This is a genomic window from Nocardioides korecus, from assembly GCF_054778395.1.
Window position 1 is genome coordinate 1 of the sequence record NZ_BAAGZO010000006.1, and the last position, 23045, is coordinate 23045.

At 69.0% G+C, this 23045-nt stretch carries 23 protein-coding genes and 1 pseudogene; 13 read left to right on the forward strand and 11 right to left on the reverse strand.

The annotated features are described in order from the left end of the window. Positions 1–464: 464 nt before the first annotated feature. Complete coding sequence (locus ACYVDA_RS12650) at positions 465–830, forward strand: hypothetical protein (protein WP_460818726.1); 366 nt, start codon at positions 465–467, stop codon at positions 828–830. Positions 831–1022: 192 nt separating this feature from the next. Beyond that, complete coding sequence (locus ACYVDA_RS12655) at positions 1023–1805, forward strand: alpha/beta fold hydrolase (RefSeq protein WP_460818727.1); 783 nt, start codon at positions 1023–1025, stop codon at positions 1803–1805. 117 nt (positions 1806–1922) lie between these two features. Here ACYVDA_RS12655 and ACYVDA_RS12660 read toward each other — a convergent pair whose 3' ends face one another. Continuing rightward, positions 1923–2576, reverse strand: coding sequence for a class I SAM-dependent methyltransferase (locus tag ACYVDA_RS12660; RefSeq protein WP_460818728.1), 654 nt, complete (start codon positions 2574–2576; stop codon positions 1923–1925). Positions 2577–2684: 108 nt separating this feature from the next. On the opposite strand from ACYVDA_RS12660, the gene ACYVDA_RS12665 reads away from it, so the two are divergent. The 5 genes from ACYVDA_RS12665 (at position 2685) to ACYVDA_RS12685 (ending at position 8217) form a co-directional block, all read left to right on the forward strand. Further along, positions 2685–3797 (forward strand): radical SAM protein, encoded by a 1113-nt coding sequence (locus tag ACYVDA_RS12665; RefSeq protein WP_460818729.1) that lies wholly within the window; start codon positions 2685–2687, stop codon positions 3795–3797. Next, positions 3790–4740, forward strand: coding sequence for an Rv1678 family membrane protein (locus ACYVDA_RS12670; RefSeq protein ID WP_460818730.1), 951 nt, complete (start codon positions 3790–3792; stop codon positions 4738–4740). Before ACYVDA_RS12665 ends, ACYVDA_RS12670 begins: the two co-directional genes overlap by 8 nt. Then, positions 4737–5702 carry a putative selenate ABC transporter substrate-binding protein gene (locus ACYVDA_RS12675; RefSeq protein ID WP_460818731.1) on the forward strand — a complete coding sequence of 322 codons (966 nt, stop codon included), beginning with the start codon at positions 4737–4739 and terminating at the stop codon, positions 5700–5702. The genes ACYVDA_RS12670 and ACYVDA_RS12675 overlap by 4 nt, the downstream gene beginning before the upstream one ends. Further along, entirely contained in the window at positions 5699–6442 is a 744-nt protein-coding gene (locus ACYVDA_RS12680) for a phosphonate ABC transporter ATP-binding protein (RefSeq protein WP_460818732.1), read from the forward strand. Before ACYVDA_RS12675 ends, ACYVDA_RS12680 begins: the two co-directional genes overlap by 4 nt. Positions 6443–6549: 107 nt before the next feature. Beyond that, positions 6550–8217 carry a PhnE/PtxC family ABC transporter permease gene (locus ACYVDA_RS12685; RefSeq protein WP_460818734.1) on the forward strand — a complete coding sequence of 556 codons (1668 nt, stop codon included), beginning with the start codon at positions 6550–6552 and terminating at the stop codon, positions 8215–8217. 131 nt (positions 8218–8348) lie between these two features. On the opposite strand, the gene ACYVDA_RS12690 is transcribed toward ACYVDA_RS12685, so the two are convergent. From ACYVDA_RS12690 to ACYVDA_RS12700, 3 genes are read right to left on the reverse strand one after another with little or no spacing between them, the layout of a single operon-like run. Further along, positions 8349–9704 carry a dihydrolipoyl dehydrogenase family protein gene (locus ACYVDA_RS12690; RefSeq protein WP_460818735.1) on the reverse strand — a complete coding sequence of 452 codons (1356 nt, stop codon included), beginning with the start codon at positions 9702–9704 and terminating at the stop codon, positions 8349–8351. Beyond that, positions 9701–9991, reverse strand: a complete 291-nt coding sequence (locus ACYVDA_RS12695; protein ID WP_460818736.1) for a hypothetical protein — start codon at positions 9989–9991, stop codon at positions 9701–9703. The genes ACYVDA_RS12690 and ACYVDA_RS12695 overlap by 4 nt, the downstream gene beginning before the upstream one ends. A 13-nt stretch (positions 9992–10004) precedes the next feature. After that, a complete protein-coding gene (locus ACYVDA_RS12700; protein ID WP_460818737.1) occupies positions 10005–10304 on the reverse strand; it encodes a thioredoxin family protein in 300 nt (99 codons plus the stop codon). 55 nt (positions 10305–10359) lie between these two features. Between ACYVDA_RS12700 and ACYVDA_RS12705 the strand changes: the two genes are divergently transcribed. Both ACYVDA_RS12705 and ACYVDA_RS12710 read left to right on the forward strand, forming a co-directional pair. Beyond that, entirely contained in the window at positions 10360–10761 is a 402-nt protein-coding gene (locus ACYVDA_RS12705) for a heavy metal-responsive transcriptional regulator (RefSeq protein WP_460818738.1), read from the forward strand. A gap of 443 nt (positions 10762–11204) precedes the next feature. Beyond that, positions 11205–11438: pseudogene (locus ACYVDA_RS12710) on the forward strand (MFS transporter); the annotation flags it as partial. Positions 11439–11951: 513 nt separating this feature from the next. On the opposite strand, the gene ACYVDA_RS12715 reads toward ACYVDA_RS12710, so the two are convergent. From ACYVDA_RS12715 to ACYVDA_RS12725, 3 genes are all read right to left on the reverse strand, one after another. Then, positions 11952–13190 carry an MFS transporter gene (locus ACYVDA_RS12715; RefSeq protein ID WP_460818739.1) on the reverse strand — a complete coding sequence of 413 codons (1239 nt, stop codon included), beginning with the start codon at positions 13188–13190 and terminating at the stop codon, positions 11952–11954. Further along, the gene (locus ACYVDA_RS12720) at positions 13190–13996 is read right to left on the reverse strand and encodes an SDR family NAD(P)-dependent oxidoreductase (RefSeq protein WP_460818740.1); all 807 of its coding nucleotides are present in this window, start codon (positions 13994–13996) and stop codon (positions 13190–13192) included. The genes ACYVDA_RS12715 and ACYVDA_RS12720 overlap by 1 nt, the downstream gene beginning before the upstream one ends. Before the next feature lie 511 nt (positions 13997–14507). After that, complete coding sequence (locus ACYVDA_RS12725; RefSeq protein ID WP_460818741.1) at positions 14508–15644, reverse strand: tyrosine-type recombinase/integrase; 1137 nt, start codon at positions 15642–15644, stop codon at positions 14508–14510. Between the two features lie 423 nt (positions 15645–16067). Here ACYVDA_RS12725 and ACYVDA_RS12730 point away from each other — a divergent pair, with 423 nt between their 5' ends. Next, the gene (locus tag ACYVDA_RS12730; protein ID WP_460818742.1) at positions 16068–17000 is read left to right on the forward strand and encodes a tyrosine-type recombinase/integrase; all 933 of its coding nucleotides are present in this window, start codon (positions 16068–16070) and stop codon (positions 16998–17000) included. Positions 17001–17038: 38 nt separating this feature from the next. Here ACYVDA_RS12730 and ACYVDA_RS12735 read toward each other — a convergent pair whose 3' ends face one another. The 4 genes from ACYVDA_RS12735 to merA all read right to left on the reverse strand — a co-directional run bounded on the left by ACYVDA_RS12735 (position 17039) and on the right by merA (position 21077). Beyond that, complete coding sequence (locus tag ACYVDA_RS12735) at positions 17039–18001, reverse strand: cytochrome c biogenesis CcdA family protein (RefSeq protein ID WP_460818743.1); 963 nt, start codon at positions 17999–18001, stop codon at positions 17039–17041. 127 nt (positions 18002–18128) lie between these two features. Further along, positions 18129–18551: a hypothetical protein gene (locus ACYVDA_RS12740; protein ID WP_460818744.1), complete on the reverse strand. Its 423-nt coding sequence runs from the start codon at positions 18549–18551 to the stop codon at positions 18129–18131. Positions 18552–18929: 378 nt separating this feature from the next. Next, positions 18930–19598 (reverse strand): organomercurial lyase MerB, encoded by a 669-nt coding sequence (gene merB, locus ACYVDA_RS12745; RefSeq protein ID WP_460818745.1) that lies wholly within the window; start codon positions 19596–19598, stop codon positions 18930–18932. Between the two features lie 27 nt (positions 19599–19625). Next, entirely contained in the window at positions 19626–21077 is a 1452-nt protein-coding gene (merA, locus tag ACYVDA_RS12750) for a mercury(II) reductase (RefSeq protein WP_460818746.1), read from the reverse strand. Between the two features lie 96 nt (positions 21078–21173). Between merA and ACYVDA_RS12755 the strand changes: the two genes are divergently transcribed. The 3 genes from ACYVDA_RS12755 to ACYVDA_RS12765 all read left to right on the forward strand — a co-directional run bounded on the left by ACYVDA_RS12755 (position 21174) and on the right by ACYVDA_RS12765 (position 23044). Then, the gene (locus tag ACYVDA_RS12755; RefSeq protein WP_460818747.1) at positions 21174–21563 is read left to right on the forward strand and encodes a heavy metal-responsive transcriptional regulator; all 390 of its coding nucleotides are present in this window, start codon (positions 21174–21176) and stop codon (positions 21561–21563) included. Between the two features lie 56 nt (positions 21564–21619). Further along, the gene (locus tag ACYVDA_RS12760) at positions 21620–22024 is read left to right on the forward strand and encodes a YdeI/OmpD-associated family protein (RefSeq protein WP_460818748.1); all 405 of its coding nucleotides are present in this window, start codon (positions 21620–21622) and stop codon (positions 22022–22024) included. Between the two features lie 828 nt (positions 22025–22852). Continuing rightward, a complete protein-coding gene (locus tag ACYVDA_RS12765; protein ID WP_460818749.1) occupies positions 22853–23044 on the forward strand; it encodes a hypothetical protein in 192 nt (63 codons plus the stop codon). Position 23045 lies beyond the last annotated feature (1 nt).

Here is a 23045-nt window from a genome sequence, read left to right on the forward strand (position 1 = left end):
GCGGAACACCATCCGCAACCAGCCGCCGAATCAAAGCCCAATCCTCCACTGAGATCACCCATCCAATCTGTCTGGGTGGCCTCGTTTTCGACCGTCGCTATGGCCTCGTTTTCAAGCGTCGTCGACAGGCGGGTGTCTTTGCGGGGTGTCATTGGGTAGCCGGAGCGTTCAGGTTCCTGCCGAGAGCCGTCGGAGGATCAGCTGACCTCAGTCTGGACAAGGCACCGCCGTCTTTTCGCGCACGGATCGGCACGCGGAGCCCGTCGCGCGCGGATCCCGCTTCGGTGGAACGTTGCCTCAGGCGATCGGGGTGTTGGCAGCGCTCGAATGATGGAGGCGTACCTCGACGGTGGGGTATGAAGCCTCCGCTGTCTAGGTACGGGCTCGGTCTCGTGTGACCGAACTGCCACTTCGTCGACCGCGCATGCCGCGATGCGGCAGGCTCCGCGGACTATCGTCGGCACGTGCCGACACTCGAGGCCGCACTGTGTGCGGCGGCAGCTGGTGACCCGCAGGCGATGGGATCGGTGTACGACGCGTCCTGTGGACCGGCCTGGAGGCTCGCGCTGTGCCTTGTCGGAGACGGCGACCGCGCCTCGCAGCTCATGGTCACCACCTATGCGGAGGTCTGGGCCCGGGCCGACGAAGGTGCGCGGTCTCCCCTGACACCGCAGACATGGGTGTTGACGCTGTTGCAGCAGGGTGCGTCGGAGTTTACCGACCGCCCGGCGATGCTCCCTGACGCCGACATCTCGGGGCTCCGCCAGCGGATGCTAGATCTTCGCCGGCGGATCGCCGGCGCCGTCGCCCGTGCCGGACCGCCCCGCTAACCGTCCTCGGTCGAGCCGAGTGATGCTGCCGTTCATTGAGCGACGGTCTCCACGCCTTCGACGAGCTGTCGATGAAGGAACGACCGCCGCCATCGTGACCGACGAGAACTGCACCCGGTCGTCCGACCAGTAATCCACCGACAGCCGCACCGGTGGCGGCGCCGTGCAAGCCGTCGAGCTAGCGTTCCCGGTGTGACGTTGAATCATGTAAGGCGAGGGAGCGGCAGACCGCTGTTGCTGGTGCATGGTCTGGGCGCGGGGTGGCGGTCTTGGTCCCCGATCCTTGACGAACTGGCCGAGCGGCGTGAGGTGATCGCCGTCGACCTCCCGGGGTTCGGCGATACGCCGCCGTTGACCGGTGAGGTCTCGATCGCCACCCTGACCGACTCCGTCGCGGAGTTCATCCGCGAACAGGGCTTGGACGGGGTCTCGACCGTCGGCCAGTCGATGGGCGGCCGAATGGTGCTCGAGCTCGCCCGGCGAGGCGTCGGCGGCGACACCGTGGCGTTGGACCCGGGCGGCTTCTGGAGCGACCGCGAGCTCGTCGTCTTCGGCGCCACGCTGCGGCCGTCGATCGCTCTGGTCCGAGCGCTGCGCGGCATGCTGCCAGCCCTGCTCGGCAGCGCTGTGGGACGGACGCTGCTGCTCGCTCAGCTGTCGGCGCGACCCTGGGCGCTCTCGCGCGAGACCGTACTCCCAGACGTGCGAGGGCTGGCCGACTCCCCGGCGACTGGCGCCGCCCTGGACGCCCTGACCAAGGGACCCAAGCAACAGGGAGCCCCGGCTGGCACAGCACCTGGACGGGTCACGATCGGCTGGGGTCGTCGTGACCTGGTGACCGTGCCGAGACAGGCCGCACGTGCCACGGAGCTGTTCCCCGACGCGGTGTTGCACTGGTTCGAGAAGTGCGGTCATTTTCCACAGTGGGACGCACCGAGCGAAGCCGTCCGGCTGATCCTGGACAGCACCGACTGACGTTCGCGGCCCGGCCACACGACGGCTGCACTCCGTTGCCTGCCGCCCCGGTACGCGACGCGTGACCAGCGGGATGCGATCGGCACAGGCGACAGCTCGCGGTTTGGTTGAGGACACTCAGGCTTCGCGCTTGAGCAGGATCGCGGTGAACTGCTGGCGCGTGCCCCAGGGCGTGACGTGGTCCTCGCCGCTGGTCGACAGCAACTCGTAACCGGGAAACTCCGCAGCAAGCTCTGCGTGGGTGTAGCGCACGATCGGCAGTCCGCTGCAGGTCAGCGGACCGTCGGGACCGAAGGTCGCGACCACGACGAACCCTCCGGGCTCCAGACAGTGCTCCAGAGAGCGCCGGTAGTCGTCGCGCTCGTCCTCCTCGGTCAGGAAATGGAAGACGGCGCGGTCGTGCCACAGCGCGAACTGACGCGGCGGACGGAAGTCGAGGACGTCGGCGACGCCGAGGTCGAGGCGTCCGGGAACCTCGCCGACTCTTTCTCGCACCGTGGTGAGCGCGGTCTGTGACAGGTCGATCGCGGTCAGGTCGGTGTAGCCGCGCTCGACGAGATGGTCGACCAACGTCGACCAGCCGGCACCCACGTCGATCACCGAGCGGTCGACCCCCAGGCCGGTCTCGTCGACCAGCCCCAAGGACAGCTCCGGCACGGACTGCCACCACGAGACGCCGTCCTCGTCCTTGCCGTCGTGGACGTTCTCCCAGTAGTCGGAGCGGGCGACCGCATCCGACGGTCGGAGCGGGGTGGCGGGTGCAGGTTCCATGGGGCGACACTAGCTCCGGTGGTCTCTTCCAGGGCCGACGAGATCCGTCATTGTTTCGTTGCATGTCCATCCGGGAGCGCGGGCCTGCTCATCGCGTAGATTGCGCCAATGGTCTCCACCGGTACGGCCCCGACCAGCACCCCGCTGGGTGATGTAGCCCGACTCATCGACGGGGGCGACATGGATTGCGGCAGCGGACTGCTGCTCCTCATTACTCGCGCGATGCGACGACTCGACGGCGGAGATCTGCTCGCCATCCGAAGTGCCGAGTCCAGCGTCGTCACCGATCTGCCCGTCTGGGCCGAGCTCGTCGGGCATGAGATCGTCGGCGAGTTGGCCGAGACCGGGACGGGGCCCTGGTGGTTCACCGTGCGCAAGGACGGGGCCAGCGCGGACGGGGTGGTCCGACCGGACGCGGGGACCGTCTTCAGCACCGGGAGCCGTACACCGGTGGGTCACCGGCTGTGGGCCTACACCAACTTCGACTGCAACCTGGCCTGCCTCTACTGCTGCGCGGAGTCCTCTCCGAAAGCCTCGCCCCGGCGTCTGGATCCCGACGTCGTCGGGCCGCTCTTCGCTCAGTTTCGCGAGCAGGGTGGCAGGGAGCTGCTGCTCACCGGTGGCGAGCCGTTCATGCACCCGCAGCTCGGTGAGCTCGTCGATGCCGCAGCCGGCCTCGAACGCACCATCCTGACCAACGCGATGATCTTCGGCCGGGGCCGCCGTCGCGAGCTGCTCGAGTCGATCGATCGGGACGTGGTGATGCAGGTCAGCCTCGACTCCGCGAGCCCCGAGATCCACGACAAGATGCGCGGAGCCGGGTCGTGGGCCCGCGCCCTCGACGGGATTGGTCTGGCCCACTCACTGGGTTTCCGGGTCAAGATCGCAGCCACGCGGTTCGACGAGGACCCGGAAGGGGTGAGGGAGTTGCACGAGCGTCTCGACCAGGAGGGCATTGCTCAGGAGGACAGGGTCATCCGCCCGGTCGCAGCCGAGGGTTTTGCTGAGGGCGGCATTCACGTGTCCATCGACTCGCTCGAGCCTGAGCCGGTCATCACCGCCAACGGCGCGTGGTGGCACCCGGTCGCGATCACGAACCCGAACATGAGGATCGCCGACGCACCCCTGGACCTCGAAGAGATCTTCGGGGTCGTTCGTGACACGTTGCAGGTGCAGGATGCTGCCTCGGCCGCCGGTCGGGAGGTGTTCCGCTGTGCGTGAGTCGCTGATGACCAACGCCAGGGCCCGACTGGGTTGGGCGCTCGATCCGGCTCCTGCCGACAATCCCCGTGCTCAGTCGATCGCCTTCACCGTGCTGCGGATCCTGCTGGGCCTGATGTGGCTCTACAACGTGTCGTGGAAGCGCGCACCGGACTTCGGCAAGGACGCCGGGAACGGGCTCTACAAGTTCACCACCTACGCGGTTGACTATCCCGTGCTGGCGCCGTACGCCTGGGTGACCGACCACCTGATCCTCCCGGTGTTCCCGGTCTTCGGCTGGGTCGTGCTGATCGCGGAGACGGCCCTGGCCGTGCTGTTGCTGACCGGGACCCTCGTCCGCCTCGCGGCGCTCATCGGGGTCGCCCAGTCGCTGGCGATCGGGCTGTCGGTCGCCTATGCGCCCCACGAGTGGCCTTGGTCCTACTTCCTGATGATCGGCGCCCACCTCGTGCTGGTCTTCGCCGCCGCAGGTCGCGTCCTGGGCACCGACGGACTCCGCGCGGGCACCACGTCGGCACGCACCCTGGGCCACGTCTGGGCCGGGGTGGCGCTCGTCGCCGGCGCGATCTCGCTCGTCCGGTCCTTCGGCGACCCGTTCGCAGCCCGCGGCCCGGACCTGGGCAACAGCGACCCGTCGCTGTCGCTGGGCTCCTACAACCTCATCGGCTCCCTGGTGCTCGTCACCGTCGGCGTGCTGCTGCTGGTCGGTGTACGTCTCACGGTGCCCTGGGCCCTTCAGGCTGCGGCCGCCCTCGGGCTGCTCGCCGGCCTCTTGCTCCATGCCCAGCTGGGCTTCAGCGACCCGGTCCTCGGCGGCAACCCCACGTCGGCCGCTGTCTTCTTCTCCCTCGCCCTGGTCGCCTTCCTCGTGGGGCGGGCACCATCGCCCGGTTCGATCGCCCACACCCCCTCTTCCGCCCGAACAGAGAGCACCCAGCCATGAGCGCGACCCGTCCGCCGTACCCGATCCCGAGCTTCGCGACCAGTCGGCGTGGCCTGTTCATGGGTGCCTCGGGTCTGGTGCTCCTCGCCGCCTGCGGCAACGACGACCAGTCGTCGAGCAAGAGAGCGGGCGGGACTACCTCGGGTGCCGGACCGCTCCCGATCTCGGCGATCCCCGACCAGGACCCGGAGGTGCTCAACCGGCTGTACGGCGACGTGGCCGCGCGCTTCGCCAAGGCCACCGGTCTGGAAGTCACCTACACACCGGTCACGGAGTACCCCGCAGTCGTGCGGGGCTTCGAGGTCGGCGACATCGCCATCGCCTGGATGGGCGGCCTCACCGGCGTCCAGGCCGCGCAGCGCGTCAAGGGCGCCACGGCGTTCGCCCAGCGCGACATCGACGCCAAGTTCACCAGCCTCTTCATCGCGACCAAGAAGTCCGGTCTGGCGGCGTTCAAGAACGTCGACGGGTTGAGCGAGCTGGCCGGCCACTCGTTCACCTTCGGCTCCGAGACCTCGACGTCCGGGCGACTGATGCCGCAGTACTTCATGGACCAGGCAGGGCTCTCGCTCGACGACCTGGCCGGGCAGCCGGGCTTCTCCGGCTCCCACGACGCGACCATCGAGGCCGTCGCGTCCGGCAGCTTCGAGGTGGGAGCGGTCAACGAACAGGTCTGGAAAGCCACTGTCGAGGCAGGCAAGGTGGACCTGTCCGACGTCGTGGTGCTCTTCCGCACCCCTTCCTACTACGACTACCACTGGCTGGCCCGCCCCGACATCGACAAGGTCTACGGTGCCGGCACGCTCGACTCGGTCAAGGACCTGCTCTTCGGTCTCGACCCCACGGTGGCAAAGGACGCGGCTCTGCTCGACCTCTTCGGCGCCACGTCCTTCATCCCGACCGAGAACGGCAACTACGACCAGATCCGTGACGTCGCCGAGGAGCTGGGTCTGCTCGCGTGACTGAGACCGTCGTACGCCTCACCGGTGCCGGTCGCAGCTTCGGCGGCATGCGGGCACTAACCGGTGTCGACCTGGTCATCCGGGCGGGCGAGCGGGTGGCCGTCCTGGGGGCGAGTGGAGCCGGCAAGAGCACGCTGCTGGCACTGCTCAACGGTTCGCTGGAGCCCTCGGAGGGAAGCGTGGAGCTGTTCGGCGCCTCCGCCGCGGGACTCTCCCCGGGAGATCGCCGGAAGCTGCAGCGCCGCGTGGGCACGATTTCCCAGGGGCTCGACCTCATCGAGCAGGTGCGGGTCCTACACAACGTCAACGCGGGCCGCCTCGCCGAGTGGGGGACGCCGCGATCGCTGGCCTCGCTCCTGTGGCCCCGCCCCGACGCGCAGGCGACCGCCGCGCTCGAGGCGGTCGGACTCGACTGGGCCGTGCACGAGCGCACGGAGCGTCTCTCCGGGGGCGAACGTCAGCGCGTCGCCATCGCGCGCCTGCTCATCCAGAGGCCCGAACTGGTGCTCGCCGACGAGCCGGTCGCCAGCCTCGACCCGACCCGGGCGGCCGAGATCCTCGACCTGCTGGCTCGAGTGACCGACCAGTCGCGCACCGTGCTGGTGACCCTGCACCAACCTCAGCTGGCACGCGAGCACTGCACCCGTGCGATCGGGCTGCGCGAGGGGCGACTGGTCTTCGACACCCCGATCGGCGATCTCGCCCCCGAGCTACTCGACGACCTCTACGCACGGGCCTGAACACGATATGGGCTGCCTTGACTGACCTTCTCGACGTCGACCGTCCCGCGCCGGACCCGTCATCGGGGCCGCGCCCGGTGGGCGACCACTCCGCACCAGCGCGCCGCGTGTCCGGCCGGCAGGTGGCCCTGCGCCGGGGTGTCGGGACGCTGGCCGTTCTCCTGCCCCTCGTGTGGTCGCTGCGGCGCGCGCTGCCCGACGGCACGATCCTCAACAACGGTGGGGTCCCGCTCATCGGCGACCTGCTGAGCAAGGCACTGAGCCCCCGCCTGGACGGCGAGTTCCTGCACGTCGTTCTCCAGGCCACAGGCACCACCCTCGCCTTCGCGGCACTGGGCACGGCCGGAGCACTCGCGATCGGCCTGATGGGCGGGTTGGTGCTCAGCGACGTGGCCTGGTCGCGACGTCCCCCGTGGCCCCTACGCCCGCTGCGTGCCGGTCTGCGCGGACTCCTGGTCGCGGTCCGCTCGATCCACGAGCTGGTCTGGGCGCTGCTGCTCGTCAGCGTGCTCGGCCTCGACCCACTGGTGGCGGTCCTCGCGATCGCGCTGCCGTTCGGTGCCCAGACCGCCCAGGTCTTCGGGGACACCTTCGATGCCCTACCGACCCGCGCCCTTCGCGCCTTGCGAGACGCGGGCGCCCCGGCGCTGCCGGCGGTCGTGTTCGCGCTGCTACCCCCGGCCGGGCCCTTGATGCTCTCGTACTCCTTCTACCGCTTCGAGTGCGCGGTGCGCTCCACCGTGCTGCTGGGTGCGGTCGGCGTCGGTGGACTCGGTCAGGAGCTGGTGGTCAGCCTCAGCTCGCGTAACTGGGACGAGGTCTGGACCCTCATCGCGGCAGTCATCGTCCTCTCGGCACTCGTCGACGCCTGGAGCGGACGACTGCGCACTGACATGGCTGTCGCGAGCTGCTCGGAGTGGTCGGCCGGCGACAGCACCGGCGACGTCGGCGCTGCGGGCAGACGCCGCTCGCGCTCCAGATGGGCTCGATGGTCGACGATCGCCGTCGTCCCCGGGCTCATCATCGCGTGGGTCGCATCAGGGGTCTCGCTCTCGGGACTGACCAGTGACCGAACCCGGATGCTGACCGGTCGGCTCCTCGATGACCTGATCCCGCCGGCGCTGCCCCGCGGCGGTGCCGGCGAGGTGATCACTGCCGTGCTCGACACGCTGGCCATGGCGGTGCTGGCCATGGCCATCGCCGTGCTCATCACCGTCGTCGTGTCCCCATGGGCGGTGACGGCCCGACGGGGCGGAGGCCCGCCCGCCCCGCTCCCGGTACGATCCGCGAGGTGGCTCGCCTGGGCGGTCGCACGGCTCGTGCTGCTCGTGCTGCGATCGGTGCCACCGACGGTCTGGGCAGTGATCGCCCTGCTTGCCCTGTTCCCGGGCGTGCTGCCGGGGGCCCTGGCCCTCGGGGTCTACACGGGCGGAGTGCTCGGGCGGCTCGTCGCGGAGTCCTGGGAGAGCGTGAGCCCCGCCCCTCGCGAGGCGCTCAGGCGCGCCGGTGTGCCCGGCGCAATCGCGACAGTCGCGGCCGTGGTGCCGGCCTCGGCGCAGCAGCTGGTGACCTACACGCTCTACCGCTTCGAGATCTGCGTCCGCGAGACCGCCGTTGTCGGCATCGTCGGCGCAGCCGGCCTTGGCCGCCTGCTCGCGGAGAACCTCAATTTCTTCCGCTTCCCCGTCGTGACGACACTGCTGATCGCATCGTTCGCGGTGAGCCTCGCCAGCGAGGTCATCAGCCGCCGACTCCGCCACGCGATCCGGGCCTGACGAGGCGGGCCGGGCCGTCGATGTGCGTCTCATGCCACTGGTGGGTTGCGCCGTGACCGTGCAGGAATCGGTGAACGGGGCTGCGGTGGTGACACGTACCGTACCGATCTGGGAGCGGGGGAGGGGGGCTGCTAGAGCATGGAGCCGAGGTCGGACCCGACGGTGGGGTACGCCGCGGTGGCGGACTTGAGCTGACGGGTGGTGAGGCCGAGCTTGATGGCCAGACCGAGGGTGTTGATCAGTTCGCCGTACTCGGGGCCGAGGAGGTGGGCGCCGACGATCTTGTCGTTCGACTGGTCGATGAGGATCTTCGCCGCGGCGGTCGTCTCCCCGATCCGGTAGTTGGAGTACCACCCGCTGGTGTCTGAGTAGCGGACGGCGAGGTCGATCCCGGCTGCGCGGGCTTCGGCCTCGAGCAGGCCGACGCGGGTGAGCTCGGGGATGGTGAAGACCGCGGTGGGGATCCCGGTGTAGTCCGGGGTCGTGGTGGTGCCCTTGATCATGTTGGAGGCGGCGACCTTGGCCTCGGAGACCGCGACCGGGGTCAGTGGCATGCCTGCGGTGTCGGCGGAGTCTCCGGCGGCCCAGATCGCGGGGTTGGTGGTGCTCTGCAGGTGGTCGGCGACCGCGATGCCGCGCTCGCCCCACTCGACGCCAGCGGCGTCCAGACCCAGGTCGGCCAGCTCCGCGACCCGTCCCGCGCCGTGGACCACGAGGTCGGTCTCGATGGTCTCCCGGGCGCCGGCGTTCTCCAGGGTGACCTGGTAGCCGCCACCATCGGAGGGCTGCACGTCGACGATGGTGGTGGTGCGTCGCAGCTCGACACCGACCTGATGGCCGCGGTCGACCAGGAGCTCGACGAGGTCGGGGTCGAAGCCCTTCAGTGGCCGCTCGCCGCGGTCGACGATGACCGGTGTGCTGCCGGCTCGGGCGGCGATGTGGGCGAACTCGAAGGAGATGAACCCGCCCCCGACGAACAGGATCCGGGCAGGGACCTCCTCGAGGTCCAGGAAGTCGGTGCTGTCGATCAGGTGCTCGTGGCCCGGGAAGCCCAGGGGGCGGGGTCGGGCACCCGTGGCGACCAGGAAACGGTCGGCCTCGTAGGAAACCCCGTCGATCTCCATCCCGCGAGGACCGGTGAACCTCGCGTGGCCGTGCAGCGTGACCACACCGTTGCCGGTCAGGCCGTCCTCCATGCCCTGGGGGACCGGGTCGGTGAAGCCGTGCTTGTGCTTCATCAGGTCCGCCCAGTTGATCGACAGATCCGCGTCGTCGATGCCCTTGCCGCGCATCAGCCGGGCACTGTCGACGATCTCGGCGGCGCGACGCAGGATCTTCTTCGGGTCACACCCCCGCAACGCACAGGTGCCGCCGTAGGGGAGCGCATCGACGATGGCCACCCGCCAGCCCTGAGCGGCGCACTTGTTCGCGGCGGCCCCGCCGGCCATGCCGGCGCCGATCACGATCAGGTCGAAGTGCCGGCTCACAGGGGGCTCTCCTTCTTCGTGGCGGAGGCGTCGGTGGTGCTGTCTGTGGTGTGGGCGGTCGCTGCCGCCCCGGGCACAGTTGCTTCTGGTCGGTGGCAGGACTTGTCATGACGCCGGCCTCGGGAGATCCGTGCGTACCCGAGAGCGGCCAGCACGAGTCCGAGCCCCATCAGGGCCCAGCTCTGCAGCGACCAGCCGGCGATCGCGCCGGCGACTCCTAGCGACAGCAGGATCGGCAGGCCGCAGCAGAGGCCGAGCATGCCGGCGAACGCTGCGATCGGCCACATGGTCGCGATCCGGTCACGCATCGGCCAGCACCGCCCGCAGCTGCTCGAGCGTGGGTGCGCCCTCGTACCCGTCCGGTGTCAGGTACCTGCGACAGGAGAGCCCGACTTCGGCGCCTGGCTCGGCGAAGACGTCCACCCCCTCGACCAGGATGCTGGGTGAGCCGTGGAACCGGGTGCGTTCAGCCTCCGCCGGAGTGTCGACCAGATGACGCGTCACACGGATGTCCGGGCGCTCAGCGGCAAGGGCAGCAAGCCGCTGGTCGGCGACTTTCCAGTTCGGGCAGTCCTGGAAGTACAGCAGCGTGATGTCCATGCCGACGACGCTAAACCTTGATCTGCGGTGCAAGGTCAAGTCCTAGAGTGACGTCATGCGCATCGGAGAGGTAGCCGCCGCGGCTGACGTGCCGACCCAGACCATCCGCTTCTACGAGCGCCGGGGTCTGCTTCCCCCGCCGTCACGGGGCCCCAATGGATACCGCGAGTACGACGCCTCGATCCTCACGCGGCTCGCGTTCATCCGCAGCGGACAGGCTGCGGGTCTCACCCTGGTCGAGGTGTCCAGCATCCTCGACCTTCGCCGCGACGGAGCCGTCCCGTGCACCCACGTCAACTCCCTGCTCATGACCAAACTGAATGATGTCCGCGCGCGACAACGTGAGCTCGCCGTACTCGAGGCGGAGCTCGAAGGCCTCATCACTCGCAGCAACCGACTCGATCCGGCGGACTGCACCGACGTTCAGATCTGTCACATCATCGCCCCGGTCGCGTAGCTCGTGGCGTCGTCCGGTCATCTCAGGCGAGTATCTTCGATGAGATGAGGCGCAGCGCAGTCATCACGATCACGTCCTCCCTCGGCGCGGCGATCGGGACACGCCCCGTGGAGGCGGCCGGGATGCGGAGTTGCCACTGCTCCTCCCCTCGCTGGTGTCACGGGCCAGTCCTCAGCGCGTTTCGAGGGTGGCCCCTGTGGGACACAGGTAGTGCAACGGGCCAGGATGCGACTGTGAGGCCCGAGCACTGTCCGCCGGGCAACCGGTGATCGCGGCGCGACTGATGATCGTGACGGTGGTCGCGGGGGCAGTCGTGGTCGCGTTTGTCGAGATCACCAGGACGGTTCCGGGGCTGGCATGGCGATGCTGATCCACCGATAACGCGGCCTCGAGATGACCCAGAGGTGCGACCTGAGCGGCCACGACTCTAAGGCCCCACCGGGATGCGAGAGGTGTTCGCGCAACCCGGCTTCGGACAGCTGTGGGCAGCACGGACGGTGTCGCAGTGGGACCACACGGTCAACGTCGTCGCGCTCGCGCTTCTGGTCTACGACCTGACCGGGTCCGGACTCGGTGTCAGCGGCGTCGTGGTCGCCGAGATCGTCCCGGTCCTGCTCCTGGCGCCGGTGGCCGGCCCGTTGGGGGACCGGTGGCCACGAGTCCGGGTGATGATCGGGTCGGACGTGTCCCGCCTGGTGCTTGCGGCGATCTGGCGGCGTGGCACGACGCGCCGCCGTGGTGTAGGCCGTCGCGTTCGCCATGTCTCTTGCGGGCGTCTTCTTCAACCCGGCCGCCGCCTCCGTGCTCCCGGCCCTGGTGCCCAAGCCGGCGCTGGTCGCGGCCAACACCGGCATCTGGACCGCCGCCGTGCTTTCCTAGATCGTCCTGGCGCCGATCGCCGGCCTGCTGGTCGTCTCCCTCGGCTACGGTCCCGCGTTCGCGGTCAACGCGGCGTCCTATGCCGTGAGCGCACTGCTGCTGCGGGGGCTGCGGGTACGGGGGCACGGACGTCCTCTGGCAGAGCGGCCGCCTGGTCTCACTCGGACTGGGCGGCGTCGTGGCCGATGTGTACGGCATCGACACGGTCTACTACCTCGGAGGCGCCTTCCTCCTCTCGTCGCCGCGACCGCGGGACTGGTCTCGACCGGGGGCCGACCTTCAACGGCTTCGATGGAGAGTTGAGCCCGCTGTCAGATTCCCGGTGAGCGGTGCTCCTGGGTGGGGAGGGCGTCTCGGGCGGGGTGCGGGCCGGGCCGCGCCATGAGGACGAGCACTGTGGAGAGCGCTGCCGCGGCGGCGGCTGCCGTGAGGGCCGAGGGGTACCCGACTCGTGGCGCGAGGAACGTGAGCAGGTATGGCACGAGGAGTCCGGCGTAGGCGAGGCTGTAGAAGATCGAGACCACCGCGCCGAGCTCGTCGGGTGCTGCGGTGTCCTCGACCTCGCGCAGGCCGGTGCTCAGGCAGAGGCCGTACCCGGCGCCCAACAGGGCGGCAGCGAGGGCGGCGGTGAGCAGACCGGGTCGGGCCGTGGTGTACGCCGATGCCAGGCAGCCGAGCACGACCACGGCCAGTCCGACCACCGCGGCGAGGCGCCCGTCGCCGTGACGCACCGTGGTCGCGGCATGGAGCCGGCGACCGGCGGACTGCACGCCGTACCCGGCGGCCAGGGCGAGAGCGGCGAGCAGGCCGGGGACAGCTACCCGCAGCCCGGCGACGGCACCGATGCCGTGGGCCGGGAGTGTGGTGAACGCCAGGGTCACGCTGCCAAAGACCCACGGCGCGAGCGGCAGTGTGATGCCGCGGAACCGGGTGGTGCGGGCCGAGACCGGAAGCAGCGGAGCCCGCGGCCCTCTCGGTCCAGGCTCCCGCGGGCGGGTCTCCCGCGCCCGGGGGAGCACCGCGAGGGCCATCACGGTCAGCAGCAGGTGGATCAGGTAGGGCAGCAGGACAGGCGCCGGCGCCCACTGAGCCAGGAGACCCGCAACCAATGGACCGACGCCGAACCCGGCGGTCAACGCCACGCCCGCTCGGCGAGCCCCCGTCCCGGGGGCTGAGTCGTCGGACAGCTCCTTGACCCAGGCGGTGCCGATGGTGAACACGGTGCCGGAGACCACGCCGGTGAGCAGTCGGCCGGCGTAGAGCCATCCCACGCCCCACTGGCCGCCGGCCAGCACGGCCGTGGCCACCAGCGAAAGAGTGCCGAAAGCGATCATCAACCCACGGCGGCCGATCCGGTCACTGGCCCGTCCGCCCACCAGCAGCCCCGGGATGAGCCCCAACGCGTAGACGCCGAAGACCGCGGTGGCCTGGGTGTCAGTCAGGCCCAGGGTACGTCGGTAGACGGCGAGCAGCGGGACGAACTGGTTCGCCCCATAGCCCACGGTGAACATGGTCAGCGCGGGCCAGCGCCACTGCCCGGAGGAGGGCATCAGATGCTGGAATGTTCTTCCACGGCCTTCTCGAGCAGTGGCTTGCGCTCGGCGAGCATCCGGTCGACCGCCGCCGGGTCCTCGCGGTTCAACGCGATCATGTCGCGGCGACGCTGACCGCCCCGCAGGACGGTGAGGCTGCCGTCCAGGATGGCCTCGACGGTCGCCTCAGCGACCGCCTCCGGCGACTCGTACTCGAAGCCCTCGGCGGCACCGGCCTTCGAGGACTCCATCATCGGGGTGCTGGTCGCCCCGGGGTAGACGTTCAAGACGTGCACGCCCTCGCCGTACAGCTCCCGACGCAGCGCCTCCCCGAAGTGTGCGATGCCGGCCTTGGTTGCCGCATAGGTCGAGTAGAACGGCATCGCGACCAGCCCGATCCCGGATGAGATGTTGACGATCAGTCCGCCCTCGGATTCCGGCATGCTGGACAGGGCAGCGCGGGTGAGCAAGATCGGTGCCGTCAAGTTGAGCGCGATCTGGGCCACGACCTCGGACTCCTCGATGGCCTCGAGCCGGCCGGCGCGGACATTGCCCGCGTTGTTGACCAGCACGTCGATCCCACCGAACTCGGCGCGCGCAGCGGCGACCACCCGTGCGGGGGCGCCGGTCTCGGTGAGGTCCGCGGTCACCACATGGGCCTCGCCGCCCAGCTGGCGGACCCGGTCCGCCAGGTCGTCGAGGGGCCCCCGACGGCGACCTACGAGCGTGAGCCGAGGGGCGTGCTCGGCGAGCCTCACCGCAAGGGCCTCTCCGATCCCGCTGCCGGCGCCGGTGATCAGGATCGAGGCGTTCTTCAGGTCCATGAGGTCTCCTTGGGTGAACGGGTGAACGGGGGAACGGGGGAACGGGGGAACGGGGGCGACCGCGAACCGCGATCTGTTGGCCGTTTCGAGGCACTCACCCTCACAACGTGAGGCTGCTGCTCCTATTCCTCAGCCATCGTTCACGACCGGTCTGCTCTGAACGCGTGGCGCCATCCGCGCGTGGTCGCTGCCGCCACCGCACCAGTGTCGCGTCAGCGGGGTCGGATGACCTGTTGGCGGCTGTACTGCGCTGCTGCTACTCCGCCGGGTGTGCCGGAGCGCCGGCGCTTCAGGTGCCGTTGGCCATCGCTGCACCACCACGTGGGTGCGACGACCGATTCGGAGTTGTTCGCTGCTGTCGTCCCCGTCGGCGCCTTACCGCTCAAGCATCAGGCCCAGGTCGGACCGGAGGTGAGGTAGGCGGCCGTGGCGGAATTGAGCTGGCGGGGTCTCCCATGACTGTTGCGTCCATTCGCGGCCCGTCCGCGCTTGAAGAAGGAGCCGGGTCCGGCTACTCGATGGGGTCCTGGGCCGGGCCTGGGTGGGGTCTGCGGATCCGGTCGAGGGCGGTGAGGTTCTTGGCGTCGGCGCCGGGCATTGGGTGGAGGTACTTCTGGGTGGTGGTGATCTGAGCATGTCCCATGCGGTCCATCACGGACTTGAGGTCGGACCCGCCGGCGAGGAGCCAGGAGGCGTGGGCGTGGCGCAGGTCGTGCACGCGGACAGCGAAGTCCACCCCCGAGGCATGGACGGCCGGCAGCCAGATCCGGGTACGGAAGGTGTTTCGGGAGATCGGGGTGCCCTCCCGGGTGGCGAACAGCAGGTCGTCAGGCCCGAGCCGGCGGTCAATGATGTGCGCGGTGAGCTGGTCGAGTAGGTCCAGTGGGAGCTCCATCGTCCGGGGCTCGTTGTCCTTGGGGTAGGGCTTGGTCAGCATCCGCTGCCCGGTGGGGGAGTTCTTGATCGAGACCTCCACGACTGTCTCTTCGACCGTGAGCGTGCGCTTGATGAGGTCGAGGTGGCGGGACTTGAGCGCGATCAGCTCCCCCCACCGCAGGCCGGTGTTGATCGCGGTCTCCACCATCAACCGATGCTGGGCAGGAAGGGCGGTCAGGATGGTCTCGTACTCGACGGGCGTCAGCGTCCGAGCCCTCTTCTTGATGACCTTCGGGAGCTCGGTGTGGGCACACGGGTTGAAGGTGACGACCTGATCGCGCTGGGCACGTTCGAAGACCGAACTCAGCATGGTGTGGTACTTCCGCACCGACGCAGCTGAGAGGCCGCCCTCGACTGCAGTGGTGACCCAGCGCTGGATCTCCGAGGGCAGGATCTTGCCCATCGGCCTGCGCCCGAAGGTGGGGATGAAGTGCTTGTCGAGGTAGGACCGGTAGGCCGCCAGGGTGGAGGTCTCGACCTGCTTGGAGGGCAGCCAGATGGTCTCGACGTACTCAGCGAAGGTGACCTGGCCCCGGGAGTGGTCATGCCAGGCACCGTCCCTGACCTTGGCCTCTTCGCGGTGGGCGGCACGTTCGGCGGCACGGCGCGAGGAGTAGGTGCCGGCGGAGCGTTGTCGTCCTTCGGGGTCGCGGTAGCAGGCGACGTAGCGGGTGTCGCCGTCGTCGGTGGTCCGGGTCTTGATCCACGCCATGGCGCCTCCACGAGCCGCTCGAGAATGCCGATGTCCGCACAGTGTCCGCAGATGTTGCCCCGAAAGCCAGCGAACGGCGGCGAAGGTCGGCGAAAACTCAATATGTGTCTGACCTGCGAATTTACGCTCACAGTGGCTCACAGTCGAGCCGACTGTGAGGCAGTTGGTGAGCCGAATACGGCACTCATAACCCAGAGGTCGCAGGTTCAAATCCTGCCCCCGCTACGAATTTCAGGCTCGGAGTCTACGGATTCCGAGCCTGAAAGCATTTACGAACTTGATCAAGTGTCCACTTAGTGACGGGTTTCCCGGACAACGTTCTAGCCGGCGGGCGTAGTGCGCCCCCGGGTGACATACACCGCGACCACATCGGGACCGGCCCGCGGATCGACGCCCGACGGCGGCTGGCTATGTGGGTCGGACATGACCCACCTCATGACGATGACCGCCGGGCACGCCCTCGACCGCGTGGCCGACTGGCGGACCGCCCTGCGAGCCGAGAACAAGAGCCCCGGCACGATCTTCCTCTACGCCGACGGAGCCACCCGTTACCTGCGCTGGTGCTCCGAGGCCGACCACCTGCCAATGAGCCGCGCCGCGCTCAACTCCTGGATCGCCGGGCTCCTCGACGGTGGATCCTCGCCAGGAACCGCCCGCATCCGCCAACTCGCCGTACGCCGGTTCGCGTCCTGGCTCACCGCCGGCGGGGAGATCGACGCCGACCCGTTCCCCGGCGTCAAGGCACCCCGCTACGAACCACCGCTGGTCGAGCCGCTCACCGACGCCGAGCTCCGGGCGCTCATCGCCACCTGCGCTGTCTCCGACGACCACGCACGGCCCGAGGACACGCTGAACCACCGTCGCGACGAAGCCATCATCCGGCTCATGTTCGAAACCGCAATCCGTTCCGGCGAGCTCGTCGACCTCCGGTTCGACGACGTCGACCTCATCGCGCGGCTGATCACGATCCGGCGAGGCAAAGGCGGCCGCGGCCGCGTGATCCCCATCGGCCCGGCCACCACCGAAGCCCTGCTGATCTACCTCGACCATCGCGAGCAGCATCCGCTCGCCCCAAGTCCTGACCTGTGGCTCGGCAATCGTGGACAGCAGTTCGGTCGCGAAGGCCTCAGCCGCGCCCTCCGGCGCCGCGCCAAGCGTGCCGGCGTCCAGGGCTTCCGGCCACACCGACTCCGGCACACCGCGGCCCACCGTTGGTTGGCGGCCGGCGGCTCCGAGTCCGGGCTTATGGCGATGGCCGGGTGGACCCGAAGCGACATGCTCATCCGCTACACCCGCGCCCGAGCAGCTGAGCGCGCCGTCGAAGAAGCCCGGAGGCTCAATCTCGGCGCCATCTGACACGACCCGTCGAGACCGGCCGCACAGTCCCTTCTGACTCAGCGATGACTGGTACTGGACGCAGAGGCCTGACCTGCGGGGTCGTCTCGGCCCGCTTCTGGCGTGCAGCAGTTCTCGGCCGTGGCGTCCGAGCCCGGCGTCTCCATGATGGCGGTGCCGTTCGCAACGTTCCTGCCGCGCGAACGATATCGGTGGAGGACTCCAACCACGACCACGGTCACCACCGCGGTGACGCTCAGCCAAGCCACCGCGGCGGTGTGTTCCTGGAGCCAATCGGCGGCGGTGGTGGAGAGCCGGGTCACGCCGGTGCTGCGACTTCCGTCGCCGGTGGCGGCGGGGAGCCAGTACCAGGCCAGGTAGGCGCCGGTGACCAGCAGCACCACGGCGGTGATCCGGTTGCCGTAGCGGGCAACCATGGCGATCCGGCGGATCAGGACCGCGCCGGCTACCGCTGTACCGACCGCGACCAGAAGCAGAATCACGGCCGACCCCAGCGCATAGGCGGCGAAAACCGCGAGCAGGCCCACAAATGTCGCGGTGGCCTGGGCCTGGGCGATCACCGCGAGCAGGACGCCAAACGTGCACGACAGCGAAGCGGCCGCGTAGCCGGCGCCGAAGGCAACCATTCGCCCGGTGCCCGGAGCACCGCGCCGGGCCGGGCGGCGGCTGGCGGGGAGGCGAATCCCGAAGCTCCGTCCGGCGAGCATGAGGACGCCGAGCAGGACCAGGGCGACGCCGATGGCCAGCCCGATCCAGGGCGCGGCCCCGATGATCGCGTGGGCCCCGGCGCTGACCGCGATTCCCACCACCGACAAGGTGCCGGCGAAACCGAGGGTCAGGGCGACGCCGCCCCTCAAGGAACGTGCCAGCCGGACCGGCGTGGGCGCGTCGTCGGTGTCGCCGATCGTGTAGGTGAACCACGCAGGCAGCAGCGCGAATCCGCACGGATTGACCGGCGCGAGCATGCCAGCAGCGAACGCCAGGGCGAGCAGTCCGTTCACGACGCGGTCACTTTGGCTAGTTCGGAGCGGATCGTGTCGGCTGAAGGTTCGATCGCCCGGAAAGCCACGTTGTTGTCGGCGTCGAGAATCAGCACCGTGCTCAACTGGGTGACTTTGTAATACGCGATCAGCCGGCCATCGGCATCGCTGGTATAGCCGAGCCCCCCGGCGCCATGGGCGTCGAGGAACCCCCTGATGTCACCTTCGGTTCGTACGCCGCCACGTCGACGACAACGAAGTTTGCCGCCGCATGGTCATCGGCTCGCGCCTGGGCCAGGGCTTTGGCCGCGGGGCCGCATGTGCCGCATTCGACGGAGAAGAACAGGAGCACCGTGGGCCGCCCGCCAGGGACCTTGATCGCTTGCCCGGCCGTGGTGCGGGCGGTGAAACCGGTACCGGCTCCCGAGTCGGCTTGGGATCCGGACGCGGGCTGCTGGTCCTTCGACAGGGAGCAGCCGGACAGCGTCACCGCCAGCAGCAGCGCCCCGACGGTAGCGATGAGGAGGGCAGGGCGCTTGCGTGGGGTGCGGGGGTCGACGGGGCGAAGCACGTCAGTGGTCCTCTCGGCTGGACTGGGGGAGGCCGGTTTCGCGGCTTTGAGGGGGGTTGCAGCAGTCCATGGAATCTGAAGTGCCGTGGCGGCGCCTGCTCACGGTCCAGACGACAGCCGCGACGAGCAGGGCAACCGCGGCGCCGATCACCCAGGGGCTACCCAGCCAGCCTCCGATAACCCCCAGGGCGCCCGCCGCGATCAGTCCGGGCCCGGCGCAGCAGACCACCGCGAACAGAGCCACCCCGGATCCGAGCAGCAACCCGGAAGGTCCCGACCCCTCGGGCTGGCCCGGCGAGTCGGACCTGTCGTTGTTCGTCATGGTCAGTCCCTTGCTGGATGGTCGTCTCTGGTTGGTGGAGTCTGGGGTGGCGGAGGTCAGCAGCAGTGGTGCTTCCCGGTCGCGTCCGGGGTGGATGCGGTTCCGGAGGCGACGCGGCCGAGCATCGTGGCGGTGAGATCGGTGGCCAGGCGGTAAGCATCGGCGACCGGAAGGACTTCGCCTCCCGGGTTGGCCTCCAGCCACGGCTGGGCATCCTCCACAGAGGTGAAGTAGTGGACCTGGTTGCAGAACGACGAGCGGATCGAGCTCAGGTCCTCGGGGTTGACCAGGGACACAACTGCGGTGGCCGGCTCGACCGCGGTCACGCCGGTCGGGGTGGCGGTCACTCGGATCGTCCCGCCGCTGGTCGGGGAGGTCGACTCGATCGTCGCAACCCGGTCGATGACGACAGGGAAGATCAACGTGTCCAGGGCGCACCAGGTGTAGAGCTCTTCCCCGCCCACAGTGAACCGGTGGCGGGTCGGCCGCAGCGTCAGGCCCTGGCCCACGATGTGGCCCTCGTCGTCGTACTCGGTCTCCGGCGTCGCCGCCAACGCCGTGCGGGTGGCGTCCTCGCTGCGCCCGGCAGCGTCAGCCAGGTCGGTTACCGCGACCGGCTCGCCGGCCGCGAGCAGGCGCAGCAGCGGCACGAGCAAGGCCGGGTCGAGCCCGGACTCGTTCGGGGAGACCAAGCGGTTGTTGAGGTCGTCGCTGAGAGAGGTCATCAGGATCCTTCCGGGAGTTTCGGGTCGTTAGGAGGCGCAGCAGGAGAGCATGGAGACGTCCGTGGTGAAGGACTGGCAGGCGATCTTGATGCCCTCGGCCATGGTCAGATAGGGCGCCCATTGGTGCGCGACCTGATCGACTGTCATGCCCGCCTCGAGGAGGTAGACCCCCGCGGCGGCGAGCTCGCCGGCGTCCTTGGCGACCGCGGTCAGACCCAGGATCTGCCCGGTGGCGGCGTCTGCGACAACCTTGATGAAACCGCGGGTGTCGCGGTTGACCAGGGCCCGGGGCACGTACTCCAGCGGCAGCACACGGCAGTCACACTCGATACCGGCGGCCAAGACCTCGGCCTCGGTCATCCCGACCGAACCGAGTGCGGGACTGGTGAACGTGACGTGAGGCAGGTGTCTGTAGTCGACCTCCCGGTCGGCGCCGGCGAAAGCGTTGTCGACAACCATCGTGCCGTGGGATGCGGCGACGTAGACGAACTCGCGGTGACCGGTGACATCCCCGGCGGCCCAGATCCGCGGGTTGGAGCTGGCCAGCCGGTCATCGACCACGATCTCGCCCAGGTCACCGGTCTTGACGTCGACCGCCTCCAGGTTCAGGCCATCGGTGACCGGGCGCCGCCCCAGTGCAACCAGCAGCCGGGAAGCCCGGAACTCCTGGGTCCCGCCCGAAACTGTGGCGTTGGCGACCACCTCGCCGGTGGTCTCATCACGATGTACCGCGGTGACCGTGGCGCGGCGGACTACCCGGATCCCCTCGTCGGCGAACACCCCGATCAGCGCCTTGGACGCCTCCGGTTCCTCGCGGGAGGCCAGCCGCGACCGCACCAGCATGGTCACCTTCGAACCGAGTCGGGCGAACAGCTGCGCCTGCTCCAGCGCCACGTACCCGCCGCCGAGCACCAGCAGCGACTCGGGTACCTCATCGAGCTCCATCGCTGTGGTGGACGTCAGGTACTCGATACCGCTGGGGTCCTCTGGTCCGGCAAGACCAGCGATGGGCGGAATCCAGGGCCGCGACCCGGTGGCGACCAGATAGTGGCCGGCCTCCACGGTCTCGGTGGTGCCGTCGGTCCGTGTGACGTCCAGGACCGGGGCGTCGCCGGTGCCGGCAAAGGTCGCGTCACCCTGCACGATCGGCCAGCCGTAGGACGCGGCAACGTCGGCGTACTTCTCCGCGCGCATCGATTCGACCAGGGCCTGCTTGCCGGCGATGAGGGCGGGCATGTCCACGGCCGCCGCCGAGGCGGCGATCCCCGGGAACCGGCCGGCATCACTCGCGATGTGCCGGACCTCGGCCGCAGCGAGCAAGGCCTTGGACGGAACGCACCCCGTGTTCACGCACGTGCCACCCAGGGTGGCCCGCTCGATCATGACCACGGACTTGCCCAGTTTCGTGGCGTGGATCGCGGCGGCGAAGGCGGCGCCGCCGGACCCCACGATCGCGAGATCGACCTGCATGTTGGGCATACCAACGCCTCCCGAGGCTTGGTTCGGATTGGGTACCCGGCCATACTGGACCTTCCAGTACAGGGGAAGGTCAAGCCGAATGAGGAACCAACGTCCATGAGGATCGGTGAACTCGCTGAGGCGTCCGGCACGACGACCAAGACGCTGCGGTTTTACGAGGATCAGGGGCTGCTCCCCGCCGCCGACCGAACTTCGTCGGGCTACCGTGACTACACCGCAGACATGCTGGGCCGGCTCGACTTCATCCACCGCGGGCAAGTTGCGGGCCTGACGCTGGCACAGATCAAACAGATCCTCGGCATCCGTGACAGTGGCACGCCACCGTGCGGACACGTCAGCGATCTGCTCGCCGAACGCCTCGGCGACCTTGATGCCCAGATCGCCCAGTTGGTCGATCTCCGCCGTGTGATCGCCGAGCTCCACGAGAATGCCTCAGTGGCCGAGCCCGACACCTGCCTGCCCGACCAGGTGTGCCGCTACTTATGAGCCGGCAAGAGCGATTCCGCACTGCGGTGAGTGTCGACCCGCGGGGTCGCACCCTCGTGCCCATCCCGTTCGATCCCGACGAGGTATGGGGCTCGAAGACCCGCCACCCGGTCAGTGGATCTGTTGATGGCCGCGGGATGCGCGGTGTCATCGAGAAGCGGGCGGTGGGACCGGTCATCGCGCTGGGTCCGGCGTGGTGCCGAGTCGCGCTTCCCGACGGCGCAACGGTCGAGGTCGTGCTCGAACCTGAGGGCCCCCAACGCGCGGACCTCGCCCCAGACATCGCCCAAGCACTCGATGCCGCGCCCGAAGCGGCAGCTTCCTTCGACTCGCTTGCTCAGTTCTACCGCACGAAGTGGCTTCGCTGGATCGATTCGACCAAACGCCGACCCGACCAACGCCCGGTCCGCATCGCAGAAATGATCAGCCTGCTGCAACAGGGACTCAAAGAGCGGCCTTGAGTCCGAGTCGCCCACGGCGAGCATCAACCGGCGACCCCGCCGTGAACTCGACGCCCGGCTCACGGTCCTGCCGCGAGGGCAACCTTCCGTTCGTCGCCCGGAGTTCTAGGACTGGTCCTGGTCGCGCTTCCACTCCGCCGTGGCTGAACTCTTGTGGTGAATTCCGAACAGTCTGGCGGGGAACCACCACTTGACCGCCCGACCGACCGCGGTGCCGCGGCACCAGCAGTCGGGGTCGCATCCACACTCGCGGTTGCGAGGGTTGTGGATGCGCTGGATCACTGTGCGGCTCACACCAGTAAGTCTAGGTCGCCGCCCGCCACCGCTGGCTAGCCCGAAGTCGGGATTCGAACTGGGTCCAAAAACGGTCCAGATTGACTCCGTCCGGCTCGGGAGCAAACGGGTACTCTGAGGTTGGAAGTGAGGGCGAATCCCTCACCACGCAACGCGAATCGGTAGTTTTCGGTCTGACTCCGTAGCTCTCGCGATGCCCCTGATGGCATCCAGAGGTCGCAGGTTCAAATCCTGCCCCCGCTACAAGAAGAAGAACCCGCTGACCTGCAGAAACATTAGGTCGGCGGGTTCTTTGCTTTCCCGGGAACGTCCGCTTCTGCGGCGCTGGGAACGGATCCGGGAACATGACCCCGTTCCCGAGCGTCGTCTTGAGCAGGGCCGCCGGATCGTCAGTCGAGCAGGCCCGACCTGATCGTCGGTTGAGCAGAGCCGCCAGGCCCGTCGTCGAAACCCCGATCAGCGGTACCAGCGTCGGAGCAGCGCAGGAGCGCAAGGGGTGTGGCGCTCGACAGTCGCCGGGCGTACCTTCCGAAGATGGACGAGAACGCCACCGACCGAATTCTTCTGGAGCTGACTCCGGCCGAGGCCCGCCTCGTCGTGGCGGCCCTGCGTCAGCTCGAGCCGTTCTGGCCCGCCGGTGCAGATGACCGGACCCGAGCCGAGCTGCTGGCCGAGGTGCGCGCGGCGATCGATCACGTGGTGGGCGCACTGCCAAAGTCAGCCTAAC